This window comes from Paenibacillus sp. URB8-2 (genome assembly GCF_013393385.1).
Classification (GTDB): domain Bacteria; phylum Bacillota; class Bacilli; order Paenibacillales; family Paenibacillaceae; genus Paenibacillus_AQ.
This window is the reverse complement of the sequence record NZ_AP023239.1, coordinates 135,934-151,402: the sequence shown is the minus strand read 5'-3', so window position 1 is coordinate 151,402 and position 15,469 is coordinate 135,934. Positions and strand designations below refer to the sequence as shown.

Genomic DNA, 15,469 nt, shown 5'->3' with positions numbered 1-15,469 from the left:
TCGTCTTTTCTTGTCGACAAGTATGCAACAAGGAAAGACGGACCATTATGAAAACGCTACAAAAATAATAAAATCTTTTCACCGTTTTATTCCAAGTGATTTGCCCATTATAAGGAGGACTATCATGAACAGTTTGTTCGGTCTCAGCCACAATGCAACCCTGCTTGTGTGCACATTGGTGGTCATAGTATTTCTGGTTACACTGATCGCCAAATATAAATGGAATCCGTTCGTCACCCTGCTTCTTTCCGCTCTGTCCCTGGGCCTGCTGGCCGGTATGAAATATCAGGATCTGATCAAGTCTTATTACCGGTGGTCTTGGCGGCACCTTGGGTACGATTGCCATTGTCATCGGCCTTGGCACCATGCTGGGAAAAATGATGGCCGAATCCGGCGGCGCCGAACGCATCGCCACTACGCTTGTTGACCGGTTCGGAGAAAAACGCGTTCACTGGGCCATGATGCTCGTCGGCTATGTCGTCGGGATTCCAGTCTTTTTCGAAGTCGGCTTAATCCTGCTTATCCCGGTTGTCTTCATGGTTGCCCGCAAAACGAAAATGTCGCTGCTGCAAATCGGCATTCCGGTTCTGGCCGGTCTGTCCACTGTACACGGACTTGTACCGCCGCATCCGGCGCCCATGATTGCCATTGACGCTTACGGCGCAAATTTGGGTAAAACGATTCTGTATTCGATACTCGTCGGACTGCCGACCGCTATTATCTCCGGACCGTTGTTCGGTAAATTTATCGGTAAACGCATTCTGGTTCAGCCCCCGGAGAAGCTTGCCTAACAGTTTGCTTCCAAAAGCGTCAAGGAGCTGCCGGGCTTCGGCATTACGCTTCTGACCATTTTGATGCCCGTTATTCTTATGCTGATCGGCTCCATTGCCGATATTGTCGATCCGGAATCGGTAAACGCTTTTACGCCGTTTGCCAAGTTTATCGGACATGAAGTTATCGCCCTGCTCATTTCGGCCGTGTTCTCCTTCTTCTCGCTCGGCTTTGCCCGCGGCTTCAAGAAAGTTGACAGCGGCGTCGGCGGCGCCATCGCTTCGGTGGCTACGCAGACTCATGTCAACCTGATCTTCTTCGCCTGGCTTGTCGCCGCATTGATTCGCGTCGCTACCGGCTCCGCGACCGTTGCAATGACGACGGCTGCCGGTATCGTCGCCCCGGTTCTTGCCGTAAGCACCGGCGCTCCGGTCGAGCTGGTCGTTCTGGCAACCGGTGCAGGCTCGCTCATTCTCTCCCATGTCAATGACGCCGGCTTCTGGATGATCAAAGAATTCTTTGGCATGTCCGTTATCCAGACCTTAAAGAGCTGGACGGTTATGGAAACTCTCTTGTCCGTCGTTGGCCTCATCTTCATCTTGATTGTGAGTGTCTTTGTATAATTAAATATTAGATAATATGCATTGGGGCGGCTGAGAGATCAGTCCGGCCCCTTTCGCAGCATTCTCGGAAAGAAGGTTGAATGATGAATACCCAGTATATGATTGGTGTCGATATCGGGACTACGAGCACCAAATCCGTGCTGTTTGCGGAGAATGGAACGATCTTAACCAAGGCGGATCAAGGCTATCCGCTCCTTACCCCCTCGCCGTCCATCGCCGAGCAGGACCCCGAGAAAATCTACCGGGCCGTCGTCTATACGATTTCGGCAGTGATGCAAAAAAGCGGGATCGAGGCAAAGGATGTCCTGTTCGTCTCGTTCAGCTCCGCCATGCACAGCGTCATTGCCGTTGACAAGGATGGCCATCCTTTAACGAAGTGCATTACGTGGGCCGACAATCGCAGCGCCAGCCAGACTCTGCGCCTGAAGCATGAGCTCGGCGGGCATGAACTCTACCTGCGCACAGGCACGCCGATCCACCCCATGTCGCCGATTACGAAGCTGATGTGGCTGCGCGAGGAGCAGCCCGCGCTGTTCGAAGAAACTTCTAAATTCATTTCGATCAAGGAATATATCTTCGCGAAGCTGTTCGGAGAATACATTGTCGACCATTCCATCGCCTCCGCCACCGGCATGCTGAATCTGGAGCGGCTGGAATGGGATAAGGAAGCCCTGAATATTGCAGGCATTGACGAAAGCCGGCTGTCCCGCCTTGTACCGACAACTTATGCCGCCCGCGGACTGCTGCCGGAAGCGGCCAAGGAAATCGGACTGCTGCCGGACACTCCCTTTGTCGTCGGCGCAAGCGACGGGGTTCTCTCCAATCTCGGCGTAGGCGCCATCGAGCCCGGCGTCGTCGCCGCCACCATCGGAACGAGCGGAGCGATCCGCACCGTGGCCGACCGGCCTGTGGTCGATCCCAAGGGACGGATCTTCTGTTATGCCTTGACCGAGAAGCACTGGGTCATCGGCGGTCCCGTCAATAACGGCGGAATGCTCTTCCGCTGGGTCAGGGACGAATTTGCCGCATCCGAGGTGGAGACGGCCAAGCGGCTTGGCATTGATCCTTACGATGTGCTCACCCGGATTGCCGAACATGTGCCTGCGGGGAGCGAGGGCCTGCTGTTTCATCCTTATCTGACCGGGGAGCGCGCTCCGCTATGGAACTCCGACGCCAGAGGCTCCTTTTTCGGACTCTCCATGAACCACCGCAAAGAGCATATGATCCGCTCCGTGCTGGAAGGTGTCATCTTCAATCTGTACACCGTCATGCTGGCGGTGGAGGAGCAGATGGGACGCCCGCAGCGGATTATGGCGACCGGCGGTTTTGCCCGCTCCGCCCTGTGGCGGCAGATGATGGCGGATATTTTCGACCAGGAGGTGGTTGTGCCGGAGAGCTTCGAGAGTTCCTGCCTGGGAGCAGTCGTACTCGGTCTATACGCGACCGGGCGAATCGACTCTCTGAATGCTGTATTCGGCATGATCGGTACTACGCATCGCCATATGCCTATCAAGGCCAACGCAAACGTGTATAAGCAGCTGCTGCCTATCTTTATCTCGCTGTTCCGCAGCTTGGACAGCCAATATGAGGCAATTGCCAAATTCCAGCGCGAACACGCCGGGGAATAGTCATTATACGTCCATAATAGCCACCAAAAAGGGTGTTCCCGTCATTTGGCATGACGGAGAACACCCTTTTTACTTCTTTTATCTTATTTGGATATACTCCTGCTATACTCCTGCCGCAGCTCTTGCGGCTGCCTCACCGAACGCCGCGGCACCGAGCCGAACAGAATCCAAGCAGGCTTGATGTACCGGAAAGCAAGCGCCACAATGATCCAGGAAAGAAGGAGCGCGGCAAGCCAGCCGCCGGCAATAGCCAACGCATAGGCAAGATAGCCGCCGTGAAAATCAATCTTCCGGTAGAAAAAGAGCACAGCCGGATGAACAAGATAAATGCCGAACGAACAGGCCCCGGCCGAAATTAACAGTCTGGACCACAGCCGCTGGCCCGCGCCGTACAACAAGAAGGAAAGCTGAAGCAGCACCAGACAGGACAGCAGCGCATGAGCATTCGCAGCCCCTTCGAACCAAAAGCTGTTGATGACCGTTTTTTGCGTATAATTGCGGTTCCACAGCTCTACATGAGCGGTTCCTACAGCAATCCAGACCACCCACAGGACCGCCCACAGCAACCAGCGCCCCGTCGGTCTCTTATCATCCCCAGGAATCAGCCAAGGCTTAAGGGACGAATAAAACACCGCTATGGCCGCGCCCAGCAAAAAATAGGAGAAGTACGTAATCGCAAGACTGCCCTTCGGCACCTGCCAATAGCCGTGGTTGACCATATACTTATTGAGCACCACGAACCCCCACTGAAGCGCAAGACCAATGAGCGGCGCCCAGGCGGCCAAACGGCGGCTTTTTTGCAGACACCACAGCAGCAGCGGAAACAGCACATAGAACTGGATAATGATAATAACGTAGTACAAGTGCGTATAAGCCGTTCCGGTCAGCACATATTTGGCCATCTTGGCTGCCATCTCCTGTGGAGGCATGCTCCACTGATTGCCTGCATAGAGCTTGAGCACAAAATAAAGCAGTGAGAATACGATATAAGGCACGAGAATATAGATCAGCCTTCGGCTGTAGAATTTGCCCAGCGTCTTGCCGGTCAGCGGCCGGTCGATATAGTTGTAGAACAGTACAAAACCGCTTAAAAATACAAATGAAGGCACCGCAAACTGGCTGAATTTATTGATGAACAAAAACAGGTGAAACAGCGGCGTATTCAGCGTTTCCGCGAGCGTCCGCGAAGTCGCGTGGATCGCCATCACGGCAAAGATAGAGATTGCCCGAAAAATATCCAACTGAGGGATACGTTCTTTTTGTCCCATGTTCACCTCCTGTAGTAATCGCGATTGCCACTGAAAAGTCCAACAGGAGAAGCCACGATATTGTTGCAGCATTCATCCCTGAAATGTACTTTTATCGGTTTCCCTTCAAGTCCTGCAGCGGATTTCCGCCGACAAAAGCTCCCGCCGGTACATCCCTATGCACAACCGAGCCTGCAGCCACAATGGCCCCGTCACCGATCGTTACACCGGGAAGAATTGTCGTATTGGCGCCGATCAGCACGTTCTCCCCGATCACAACCGCGCCCAGTCGGTACTCTCGAATCAGATACTCATGCGCCAAGATGGTCGTATTATACCCGATGATCGAATTTTCACCAACCGTGATTAGCTCCGGAAAGAACACATCCACCATCGCCATCAGCCCGAAAGCTGTATGTTTCCCCACTTTCATGCCGAGCACTCGGCGATAAATCCAGTTCTTGAGCGGAAGAATTGGACAATAGCGCGCAATCTGGATAAAAATAAAATTTTTTACGCCCTTCCACGGACTAACCGTCCGGTAAATGTGCCAAAGCGAATTATCTCCTTCGACCGGATAGCGGGTGACCTTCCTGCTCACAATCCAGCCGTTCCCTCACCTACAATTTCATACAGGTCGGTCATATCTCGAAGAATATAATCGGGTTCATACTTGCGGAGCGTATCCTCACCCTTCAGCGACCATGCCACCCCGGCAGCCAGTACGCCTGCAGCTTTAGCCGACTGGATATCGACTCCGCTATCGCCAACCATCAGCGCTTTCTCCGGACTTAAGCCCAGATTGTTCACCGCTGTCAGCACCGGTTCCGGATGAGGCTTCAGCTTCGTAACGTCATCGAGCGTCACAACCGTATCCATGTACTGCAGCAAATCGAACATCTCCAGCGCCCGGATCGTCGTGGGGCGGATTTTGGTCGTTACGACCCCGAGCTTGATTCCCCGGCTGCGCAGCCCTTCCAGCGTTTCGTTCACTTTTGGAAAAGACTGGATCAAATTGTCGTGATGCTCGGTTTGATACAGGCGGTAGGAAGCCTCCAGAGCGGCGACATCCTGAAGATTGGTGAATGCTCTTAATTGGTCCGTAAGACTGGTTCCCATATGGGGAATCATCTGCTCCCGGGTAATCGCAGGCTGCGCATGATGCTCCAGCGCGTACATAAACGAGCTGATAATCAGCTCATTTGTATTGACGATCGTGCCGTCCAAATCAAATAAAATACCTTCAATCATAGATTACTGCTCCTTTTTCTCCTCTTCCAAGGGCGGATGGTTATGGGGGGACGGACCGGTGGAAGCCTTTTGCTCCCGATTCCCTTCCGGTTCCGTCAGTACAGGATCGGTGGTTTGCGGCTTGGTGGACACAATCGGGTCCGAATAATGGGCCTTGGCCGCTCCCGTCGTCCGGCGGATAACGATAAGCAAGATCGCCGCGATAACAATAAGCAGGGCCAGCAGTTGAGAGGTCCGGATATTTCCGTAGTCCGGATTGAGATATCCCTGTTCGAAGCCCAGGCCCTTCATCGGGCTCCACAGGCCATTAATAAACGAGGCTAGAGCATCGCTGCCTTTAAAAGCAAGGCTGTCGGTCCGCAGCGCTTCTATAAAGAACCGTCCGATCGAATACCAGATGAAATACGACAGGAACAATTCTCCCGCGCGTATAAACCGCTGTCTGCGCAGCACCACGAGCAGCACAATGCCGACCAGGCTCCACAGCGATTCATACAAAAAGGTCGGGTGATGGTACGCCAGATCCTTTTCTATGTACATTTGGTTCACAATAAAGTCTGGCAAATGCAGACTGTTCCGCAAAAAAGTCTCATGAACCGGACCACCATAGGCTTCCTGGTTCACAAAGTTGCCCCATCGGCCAATCATTTGTCCAGCCAGCAGCCCGGGGGCGCAAATATCAGCGATCCGCCAGAAAGGATAGCCTTTATAACGGAAGTAAATAATAGCGCAAATAATAGCCCCGATGAGCGCCCCGTAGATGGCGATTCCGCCGTTCCATATTTTAAATACATCCACAAAGTTGTTCTTATATTCGTCCCAAGTGAAAGCTACGTAATAAATACGCGCGCCGATAATGGCCGAAGGAACGCCGAGAAGCAGCAAGTCCATAAAAAACTCCTGGGGGATGCCAAATCTTCTCCCCTCCCGAATCACAAGGAACAGGCCGGTCAAGGCGCCAAGTCCCAGAATCAGGCCATACCAGTGCACCTTTAAAGCGCCGATTGAAAAGGCAATCGGATCTAGCGCCAGTGGAAACATTCCCTCGCCCTCCTAGTCCAGGTCGTCCATATCTTCCGATATGGTTGCAGTAAGCTTGTGGGTGAATTGCAGCGCGGCATTGAAGCCCATTTGCTTCAACCGGTAATTCATCGCCGCCACTTCGATAATAACGGCAAGGTTCCGTCCCGGACGCACCGGAATGGTCACCAGCGGCACATCGGTGTCGATTATGCGCGTCGTCTCCTCATCCAGTCCGAGCCTGTCATATTGCTTGTCCTGCTGCCAGGCCTCCAGCTTAACGACCAGAGTAATCCGCTTATGGTTGCGTATTGCTCCGGCCCCGAACAGCGTCATAACGTTGATAATACCGACGCCGCGGATTTCCAGTAGATGCCGAATCAGCTCCGGCGCGGTCCCGTGCAGCTGGTTGTCCGAAGTCTGCCGGATTTCAACGGCATCGTCGGCAATAAGGCGGTGGCCGCGCTTAACCAGCTCAAGCGCCGTCTCGCTCTTGCCGATGCCGCTGCTGCCGGTAATCAGCATGCCGACGCCATATACGTCGCAGAGCACGCCATGAATGGTCGCGGTCGGAGCCAGTCTTCCTTCCAGAAAGCTGGTCAAGCGGCTGGAAAAAATCGTTGTCGCCATCGAGCTGCGCAATACGGGCAGCCCTTTTTCATTGCTGACATCAAGCAGTTCCTGCGGCACATCCAGACCGCGTGTAATAACGATACAGGGGGTCTGATCGTCGCAAATGCCGCGAATCCGGCTGATCCGTTCCTCGGCAGGAAGCATTGAGAAGAAGGCCAACTCCGTCTTGCCCATCAGTTGAACCCGGTCTTCAGGATAATATTCGAAATATCCGGCCATTTCGAGGCCGGGGCGGTTCAGGTCGTCGACCGTAATCAGCCTTTTCAGGCCTTCTTGTCCGGAAATGACTTCCAGTTGAAAATGCTCTACCAATTCCGATACTTTTACCTTCTTGGCCATATCTGTTTCTTCCTTTCGTCGCCTGCGGTTCTGTCCCCGCCTGTCCTGCTTCCCTTGACCGGCAGCGGCTGTATAATCCTTCCTTCCGGCAGGTAATTCTCCTGCTATCTTAAAGGATAACGGATGCGAATGCAATCATTATACCGGGTTGGAAGGTTATGCGGACAGAGTCTTTTTGACAAAATAAACGGTATAGGGATGACCTGTGCTTTATTGAAGATTTGGAGAGGAGACGGAGATTGGCGGCATATAAATCCCCCTTAAGAAAGACGCTTGCCGAATCTCTTCATTAATATAAAAAGCCGCCCCGGAGGGCGGCTTCCCAAAAGAGTCTGAACCTGGCGCTTATCCCAGGAAAATGTTCAGCTCTGATTGTTTGTCAAACAAATGCACTTTGTTCATATCGATAGCGAGTTTCGGCTTGCTGCCTTCACGGGTTGTCGAACGTCCGTCAACGCGGGCGATGATGGAGTCTTTGCCAATGCCGCTCAGGTACAACAGCATTTCATGACCCAGGTTCTCGGTTACTTCTACCAGTGCGGTAAAGACGGTATTCGGCGAAGCTTCCAGGAATACCGGCTCTTCGTGAATGTCTTCCGGACGAACGCCCATGATGACTTCCTTGCCGATGTAGCCTTTGCTGCGGAGCAGCTGAGCTTTGCCGCCGGGAACTTCAACATCCAGGTTGTCTGCGCGGAAACGTACGGAACCATTTACTTCGGACAAGGAACCCGAAATAAAGTTCATCGTCGGAGAACCAATAAATCCGGCCACGAACAGATTCTGCGGATGGTTGTACAGTTCTTCAGGAGAAGCAGCCTGTTGGATAATGCCATCCTGCATAACGACGATACGGTCTCCCATCGTCATGGCTTCCGTTTGGTCATGTGTTACGTAAATGCAAGTGGTCTCAAGACGTTTAACCAGCTTCGTGATCTCGGCGCGCATTTGTCCGCGCAGCTTAGCATCGAGGTTAGAAAGCGGTTCGTCCATCAGGAACACTTGAGGATCGCGGACGATCGCACGGCCTAGAGCGACACGTTGACGTTGGCCGCCGGAAAGCGCCTTCGGTTTACGTTCCAGCAGGTGCTCGATATCAAGAATTTTCGCGGCTTCGCGCACTTTTCTGTCGATCTCGTCTTTTTTCACCTTGCGGAGCTTCAAGCCGAACGCCATGTTTTGGTACACGCTCATATGAGGATACAAGGCATAGGATTGGAACACCATCGCGATGTCGCGGTCTTTAGGAGCTACATCGTTGACAACGCGCTCGCCGATAAACAGCTTGCCTTCGGAGATTTCCTCCAGCCCTGCGATCATCCGCAAGGTAGTGGATTTACCGCAGCCGGAAGGTCCGACCAGTACAAGGAACTCCTTATCTTTAATGTCAAGATTGACGTCAATTACCGTTGCTTTATCGGAACCTGGATATTTTTTGAATACATGCTCTAAACGTACGCCTGCCATTTGAATTTCCCCCTCGGATAAGTGATAGAGTTCGGAAATAATTCCTGTACTTATCTTAACCCAGAGTACCCGGGCTGGCTATTTGTAACGTTCACAAAAATCCTATTTCCTTTTCGTTACTTTATACAATAGCATGGTAAGCTTTACAATCGCCGCGTCGCCGAAGCTCCGTACGTCCGCGCCCGTCTCCTGTTTGATCTTATCCAGACGATAGAGCAGGGTATTGCGATGAATGTATAATTTCTTCGCCGTTTCGCTAACATTGCAATCCATTTGAAAAAAAGTTTCCAGCGTTATCAGCATCTCCTTGTCGCCCAGCACGGATGTATAATCGCCAAACTGTCCAAGCAGCTGCCGCCGCCGCCCGTCGGGAATGCTGTTGACCAGTCTTTCCAATCGAAGGGCCCAAGGTAAATGAATATATTCTCCCACCTGAAAAATACGCCCAAGGCTGATCGTCTCCCTCAGCAGCGTGATCACTCCCGCTAAGCCTTTGAGAGGAATCATCGAGGAGGAAACGCTCACATGAAATACACCGACCCACTCGGAGGCAATCAATTCGTGAAGGCCCATACAGGCCTGTGCCAAAAGCTCCTCATCGTCGCTCTCCTCTTGCTCTTCCTTCTCTTCCGTGCCTGTGAGCAGATCTTTACGGGCCAATATCAGCCATTCTTTCGCCTGCAAGGGGATGAGCAGCGTCGTATTATCGAAATAACTCCGGATTAACTTTAACAGTGAACGGTAGGCAATATCAGAGCTATGCGTATTTTCTCCGACCAGTAGGAAAGGAACCATATCGATGAACAGGCGGCTCTTTAAAGCAATTTCGTCAGAAATTTCACCGTCGTCATAATCCTGCTCGAGCTGTGTGTTTAGCCATGCGCCAAGCTGCCGTGCCTCCGCTTCTCCTTCTTCCTTAAAGCCCGAAGCCCTGAGCGCGGCGGCATAATTCTCGGCGGCAAACTGCGCCAGCTGCAGCTCCATCTCGGAAAGGCCTTCCGTCTCGATCCACAGGGCGGTAATCCGGCCTTCGCTCTCATAAAGGGGTATCCAAACGTTTCCTTCAAATAATACCGACCGCTCTGCCGCCTCAGGTCCCATGTCAAAAAGGGAAGCTGATTTCTGCCTCCCGAATTGCTTGATCCCCGTTTTTTTCCCGGTGAGCTGCTCCATTTTTTGCCGCAACGTCTCAGTGTCCATTGTCAACATACTCCACCACTTTTGCTCTTTTTGCCTATTTTATCATGCTTTTGTATGTTCTTGTAGTCAGCTTAAGTGCAGCGGAACAGTTTGCTTCATTTTCTGAAGCGTTTTATGAATCCAGATAGCCGCAATCGCTCCATCCCCCATAGCTACCGCAGCCTGTTCCGCATGAACAGCCACATCCCCCGCTGCCCATACGCCCTCCACGTTCGTCATCAATGATCGACGGTTAGCCTCGATATGACGGTTCTTGTGCAATTCCACGCCCAACTGCTCCGCCAGCTCCGAATGCACAGAATTGCCTCCCATTGCGATAAATCCACGCTCTGCGGGCACCGTTCCTCCATCTTCCAGCGTCACACCTCTAATCATCCCGTCCTCACCGCTCTCCAACCGCGCAATCGCTTCTTCTATATAAATAATTCCTTGCACCTCAAGATGGTCCCGCTGCTTGGGGGACAACGCTTTTTTCTCATGATTGATGTAGATGAGATGCGGAGTGCGCTGCCGTAAAATAAACGCCATATTCAACCCGGATATGCCCGAACCTATAAGCACCGTTGACCGATCCTGTATTTCATAGCCGTCGCAATCCGGGCATACATATATCGAACGGCCAAGCGTCTCGCGAAGACCCGGCAACTCCGGAAAACGATCCATAATCCCCGTCGCCAGCAGCAGCGTCTTGGCCGTATATTTCGTACCCCCGCTTCCTTCCAGATAAAAAAGTCCAGCCCTCTTTGAGGCCCTCAGCACCTTATCGGAAACGAACTCAACACCCACGCTAGCTGCCTGCAGCTTCCCCCTTGCTCGCAGCTCTTCTCCTGAAATCCCGTCCGGCCATCCCAATATATTATGGTAACTGCGGCACAGCGAAGACCGGCCCCGCGCTGCGTCAATGACAAGCACGTGATGAGCAGAATAACGGCCCAACTGAATGGCGGCCTGAAGACCGGCAATTCCACCTCCAATAATAATCGTATCGTACGTCATATGGCTTCTCCCTCTTTATATAAGGTTATAACCTTATATTTAAACACAACCCTGATTTTTAAACTTACCAATTGCCAATAGCTTTCAAAAATAATGTGTAAAAAAACAAAAAAAGCCATCACCGAAAGGTGATGACTTCTTAAACAGGATGAGCCATGAAGGATTCGAACCTTCGACACCCTGATTAAAAGTCAGGTGCTCTACCAACTGAGCTAATGGCTCAAAAATACTGGTGGAGGCTGATGGATTCGAACCACCGAACTCGTCAGAGAACAGATTTACAGTCTGCTGCGTTTGGCCACTTCGCTAAGCCTCCATGAAAGTGGCTCGGGACGGAATCGAACCGCCGACACGAGGATTTTCAGTCCTCTGCTCTACCGACTGAGCTACCGAGCCATAAATTGACATAAAAATGGCGGAACCGACGGGATTCGAACCCGCGATCTCCTGCGTGACAGGCAGGCATGTTAGGCCTCTACACCACGGTTCCGCGTTTGTGACAATGGTGCCGGCGAGAGGACTTGAACCCCCAACCTACTGATTACAAGTCAGTTGCTCTACCAATTGAGCTACACCGGCAAGATGTCATATGTCAATATTAAATTGTCAAATGGTGGAGGCTGAGGGGATCGAACCCCCGACCCTCTGCTTGTAAGGCAGATGCTCTCCCAGCTGAGCTAAGCCTCCGTATGTATGGTAGCGGCGGAGGGGATCGAACCCCCGACCTCACGGGTATGAACCGTACGCTCTAGCCAGCTGAGCTACACCGCCATACTATAATGATGAATTTGAAATGGCGGAGAGAGAGGGATTCGAACCCTCGCACCGCTTACGCAGTCTAACCCCTTAGCAGAGGGTCCCCTTATAGCCACTTGGGTATCTCTCCAAACAAATCCTCACGCTTCTATTGCAGAACCGTTAAAGATGGGTCTTTCAAATTCATTCAGGCTTGATCGCCTGAAAACTGGACCGAAACGAAACTTGCATTTTAGAAATTTGGATAAGCCCTCGACCGATTAGTATTGGTCAGCTCCATGCATTGCTGCACTTCCACCTCCAACCTATCTACCTCGTCGTCTTCAAGGGGTCTTACGAATTGGGAAATCTCATCTTGAGGGGGGCTTCACGCTTAGATGCTTTCAGCGCTTATCCCGTCCGTACGTAGCTACCCAGCCATGCTCCTGGCGGAACAACTGGTGCACCAGCGGTACGTCCATCCCGGTCCTCTCGTACTAAGGACAGCTCCTCTCAAATTTCCTACGCCCACGACAGATAGGGACCGAACTGTCTCACGACGTTCTGAACCCAGCTCGCGTACCGCTTTAATGGGCGAACAGCCCAACCCTTGGGACCTACTTCAGCCCCAGGATGCGATGAGCCGACATCGAGGTGCCAAACCTCCCCGTCGATGTGGACTCTTGGGGGAGATAAGCCTGTTATCCCCAGGGTAGCTTTTATCCGTTGAGCGATGGCCCTTCCATGCGGTACCACCGGATCACTAAGCCCGACTTTCGTCCCTGCTCGACTTGTTGGTCTCGCAGTCAAGCTCCCTTCTGCCTTTGCACTCTTCGAATGATTTCCAACCATTCTGAGGGAACCTTGGGACGCCTCCGTTACGCTTTAGGAGGCGACCGCCCCAGTCAAACTGCCCGCCTGACACGGTCCCCGCACCCGTTTAGGGTGCCAGGTTAGAACCTAGATACGATCAGGGTGGTATCCCAACGGCGCCTCCACCGAAGCTGGCGCTCCGGCTTCTAAGGCTCCCACCTATCCTGTACAGATCGTACCCAAGTTCAATATCAAGCTGCAGTAAAGCTCCATGGGGTCTTTCCGTCTTGTCGCGGGTAACCTGCATCTTCACAGGTATTAAAATTTCACCGGATCTCTCGTTGAGACAGCGCCCAAGTCGTTACGCCATTCGTGCGGGTCAGAATTTACCTGACAAGGAATTTCGCTACCTTAGGACCGTTATAGTTACGGCCGCCGTTTACTGGGGCTTCGGTTCACAGCTTCGGGTTTAACCCTAACCGCTCCCCTTAACCTTCCAGCACCGGGCAGGCGTCAGCCCGTATACTTCGCCTTGCGGCTTCGCACAGACCTGTGTTTTTGCTAAACAGTCGCTTGGGCCTTTTCACTGCGGCCCCCTCGGGCTATTCACCCTACCGAGGCACCCCTTCTCCCGAAGTTACGGGGTCATTTTGCCGAGTTCCTTAACGAGAGTTCTTCCGCGCGCCTTAGAATTCTCTTCTCGCCTACCTGTGTCGGTTTGCGGTACGGGCACCTTCTCCTGGCTAGAGGCTTTTCTTGGCAGTGTGAGATCATGACCTTCGCTACTGTAATTTTCGCTCCCCATCACAGCCCAGCCTTACGGTGTACGGATTTGCCTATACACCAGCCTCGCTGCTTGGACGGACATCCATCAGTCCGCGTCACTACCCTCCTGCGTCCCCCCATCGCTCATAGCGGATTACGGTGGTACAGGAATATCAACCTGTTGTCCTTCGACTACGCCTGTCGGCCTCGCCTTAGGTCCCGACTTACCCTGAGCGGACGAGCCTTCCTCAGGAAACCTTGGGCTTTCGGCGGATCAGATTCTCACTGATCTTTTCGTTACTCATACCGGCATTCTCACTTGTATGCTGTCCAGCTGTCCTTACAGTCAACCTTCAACCCACATACAACGCTCCCCTACCCCTGGATCGACTTCACTCCAGCTTCGAAGCAGATGTGTTTATCCCCGGAGTGCATTTGGCCTCAAGCCTTGATTTCAGGCTTTTCGGCAAAAATGTCTCCTTCTATAAACACCGCCTCAAAAACGCAGTGAAGTCGATCCAAGCCATAGCTTCGGTGGTGTGTTTAGCCCCGTTACATTTTCGGCGCAGAGTCACTCGACCAGTGAGCTATTACGCACTCTTTCAATGGTGGCTGCTTCTAAGCCAACATCCTGGTTGTCTGTGCAACTCCACATCCTTTCCCACTTAACACACACTTGGGGACCTTAGCTGATGGTCTGGGCTGTTTCCCTTTTGACAATGGATCTTAGCACTCACTGTCTGACTCCCGGTGCATCAGTAGCTGGCATTCGGAGTTTGACTGAGCTTGGTAACCCTTGCGGGCCCCGCACCCAATCAGTGCTCTACCTCCAGTACTGTTAATCACCGAGGCTAGCCCTAAAGCTATTTCGGGGAGAACCAGCTATCTCCGAGTTCGATTGGAATTTCTCCGCTACCCCCACCTCATCCCCGCACTTTTCAACGTGCGTGGGTTCGGGCCTCCAGTGCGTGTTACCGCACCTTCACCCTGGACGGGGGTAGATCACACGGTTTCGGGTCTACGCCCACGTACTTATTCGCCCTATTCAGACTCGCTTTCGCTGCGGCTCCGGCTTCTCGCCTTAACCTTGCACGTTAAACGTAACTCGCCGGTTCATTCTACAAAAGGCACGCCATCACCCCTATAACGGGCTCTGACTTCTTGTAAGCACACGGTTTCAGGTACTATTTCACTCCCCTTCCGGGGTGCTTTTCACCTTTCCCTCACGGTACTGTTTCACTATCGGTCGCCAGGGAGTATTTAGCCTTGGCAGATGGTCCTGCCGGATTCATACGGGGTTTCACGTGCCCCGCACTACTCGGGATCCGTCTCGGAGGGAACAAAATTTGGGCTACAGGGCTTTTACCTCTATCGCGGGCCTTTCCAGACCTCTTCACCTATCTTGTTCCTTTGTAACTCCATGTGAGACGTCCCACAACCCCAGGGAGCAAGCTCCCTGGTTTAGGCTGTTCCGCGTTCGCTCGCCGCTACTGACGGAATCACTCTTGTTTTCTCTTCCTCAGGGTACTTAGATGTTTCAGTTCCCCTGGTCTGCCTCCACCTACCCTATGAATTCAGGTAGGAGTGACTGTGCATTACCACAGCCGGGTTTCCCCATTCGGACACCCCGGATCAACGCTTGCTTACAGCTCCCCGAGGCCTTTTCGTTGTTCGCCACGTCCTTCATCGGCTCCTGGCGCCTAGGCATCCTCCGTGTGCTCTTAGTAGCTTAACCACATGTTTTCCCGTTAGGGAAAATCATGAACCACTATTCACTTCACTTGATCAATCGCTTGACACAAGTTCAGCTAAAAGATGTTCTAAAACGCAATTTTCGTTTCGGTATCCAGTTTTCAAGGATCAAGATTCTTGCATGTTATACTGTTGGTGGAGCCAAGGAGGATCGAACTCCTGACCTCCTGCTTGCAAGGCAGGCGCTCTCCCAGCTGAGCTATGGCCCCATAAAAGGAAATTTAATTTA

9 protein-coding genes, 9 tRNA genes, 1 rRNA gene and 1 pseudogene are annotated in these 15,469 nt (G+C 52.5%); 2 read left to right on the top strand and 18 right to left on the bottom strand.

Features of this window, described 5'->3' with window-relative positions:
• Nucleotides 1-124 precede the first annotated feature (124 nt).
• Both PUR_RS00755 and gntK read left to right on the top strand, forming a co-directional pair.
• Nucleotides 125-1,394: pseudogene (locus PUR_RS00755) on the top strand (GntT/GntP/DsdX family permease).
• A gap of 83 nt (nt 1,395-1,477) precedes the next feature.
• Nucleotides 1,478-3,022 carry a gluconokinase gene (gntK, locus tag PUR_RS00750; protein ID WP_179033595.1) on the top strand — a complete coding sequence of 515 codons (1,545 nt, stop codon included), beginning with the start codon at nt 1,478-1,480 and terminating at the stop codon, nt 3,020-3,022.
• An 83-nt stretch (nt 3,023-3,105) separates the two neighbouring features.
• On the opposite strand, the gene PUR_RS00745 is transcribed toward gntK, so the two are convergent.
• From PUR_RS00745 to PUR_RS00660, 18 genes are all read right to left on the bottom strand, one after another.
• Complete coding sequence (locus PUR_RS00745; protein WP_179033594.1) at nt 3,106-4,290, bottom strand: acyltransferase; 1,185 nt, start codon at nt 4,288-4,290, stop codon at nt 3,106-3,108.
• A gap of 91 nt (nt 4,291-4,381) precedes the next feature.
• Nucleotides 4,382-4,870, bottom strand: coding sequence for an acyltransferase (locus PUR_RS00740; protein WP_179033593.1), 489 nt, complete (start codon nt 4,868-4,870; stop codon nt 4,382-4,384).
• Nucleotides 4,867-5,520, bottom strand: a complete 654-nt coding sequence (ppaX, locus tag PUR_RS00735; RefSeq protein WP_179033592.1) for a pyrophosphatase PpaX — start codon at nt 5,518-5,520, stop codon at nt 4,867-4,869. Before ppaX ends, PUR_RS00740 begins: the two co-directional genes overlap by 4 nt.
• A gap of 3 nt (nt 5,521-5,523) precedes the next feature.
• Nucleotides 5,524-6,561 (bottom strand): prolipoprotein diacylglyceryl transferase, encoded by a 1,038-nt coding sequence (gene lgt / locus PUR_RS00730; RefSeq protein WP_179033591.1) that lies wholly within the window; start codon nt 6,559-6,561, stop codon nt 5,524-5,526.
• Between the two features lie 12 nt (nt 6,562-6,573).
• The gene (gene hprK / locus PUR_RS00725) at nt 6,574-7,512 is read right to left on the bottom strand and encodes an HPr(Ser) kinase/phosphatase (protein ID WP_179033590.1); all 939 of its coding nucleotides are present in this window, start codon (nt 7,510-7,512) and stop codon (nt 6,574-6,576) included.
• A gap of 345 nt (nt 7,513-7,857) precedes the next feature.
• Nucleotides 7,858-8,979: an ABC transporter ATP-binding protein gene (locus tag PUR_RS00720; protein ID WP_179033589.1), complete on the bottom strand. Its 1,122-nt coding sequence runs from the start codon at nt 8,977-8,979 to the stop codon at nt 7,858-7,860.
• Between the two features lie 102 nt (nt 8,980-9,081).
• Nucleotides 9,082-10,179 (bottom strand): PucR family transcriptional regulator, encoded by a 1,098-nt coding sequence (locus PUR_RS00715; protein ID WP_179033588.1) that lies wholly within the window; start codon nt 10,177-10,179, stop codon nt 9,082-9,084.
• Nucleotides 10,180-10,245: 66 nt separating this feature from the next.
• Complete coding sequence (locus PUR_RS00710; protein WP_179033587.1) at nt 10,246-11,175, bottom strand: NAD(P)/FAD-dependent oxidoreductase; 930 nt, start codon at nt 11,173-11,175, stop codon at nt 10,246-10,248.
• Nucleotides 11,176-11,324: 149 nt separating this feature from the next.
• Nucleotides 11,325-11,397 (bottom strand) — tRNA-Lys (locus tag PUR_RS00705).
• Between the two features lie 8 nt (nt 11,398-11,405).
• Nucleotides 11,406-11,491 (bottom strand) — tRNA-Tyr (locus tag PUR_RS00700).
• Nucleotides 11,492-11,498: 7 nt separating this feature from the next.
• Nucleotides 11,499-11,571, bottom strand: a tRNA-Phe gene (locus tag PUR_RS00695).
• A gap of 17 nt (nt 11,572-11,588) precedes the next feature.
• A tRNA-Asp gene (locus tag PUR_RS00690) sits at nt 11,589-11,665 on the bottom strand.
• Nucleotides 11,666-11,678: 13 nt separating this feature from the next.
• A tRNA-Thr gene (locus PUR_RS00685) sits at nt 11,679-11,754 on the bottom strand.
• A 32-nt stretch (nt 11,755-11,786) separates the two neighbouring features.
• Nucleotides 11,787-11,862 (bottom strand) — tRNA-Val (locus PUR_RS00680).
• A gap of 7 nt (nt 11,863-11,869) precedes the next feature.
• A tRNA-Met gene (locus PUR_RS00675) sits at nt 11,870-11,946 on the bottom strand.
• 23 nt (nt 11,947-11,969) lie between these two features.
• Nucleotides 11,970-12,061, bottom strand: a tRNA-Ser gene (locus tag PUR_RS00670).
• A 110-nt stretch (nt 12,062-12,171) separates the two neighbouring features.
• Nucleotides 12,172-15,223, bottom strand: a 23S ribosomal RNA gene (locus tag PUR_RS00665).
• A gap of 150 nt (nt 15,224-15,373) precedes the next feature.
• Nucleotides 15,374-15,449: transfer RNA gene (locus PUR_RS00660), tRNA-Ala, on the bottom strand.
• Nucleotides 15,450-15,469 lie beyond the last annotated feature (20 nt).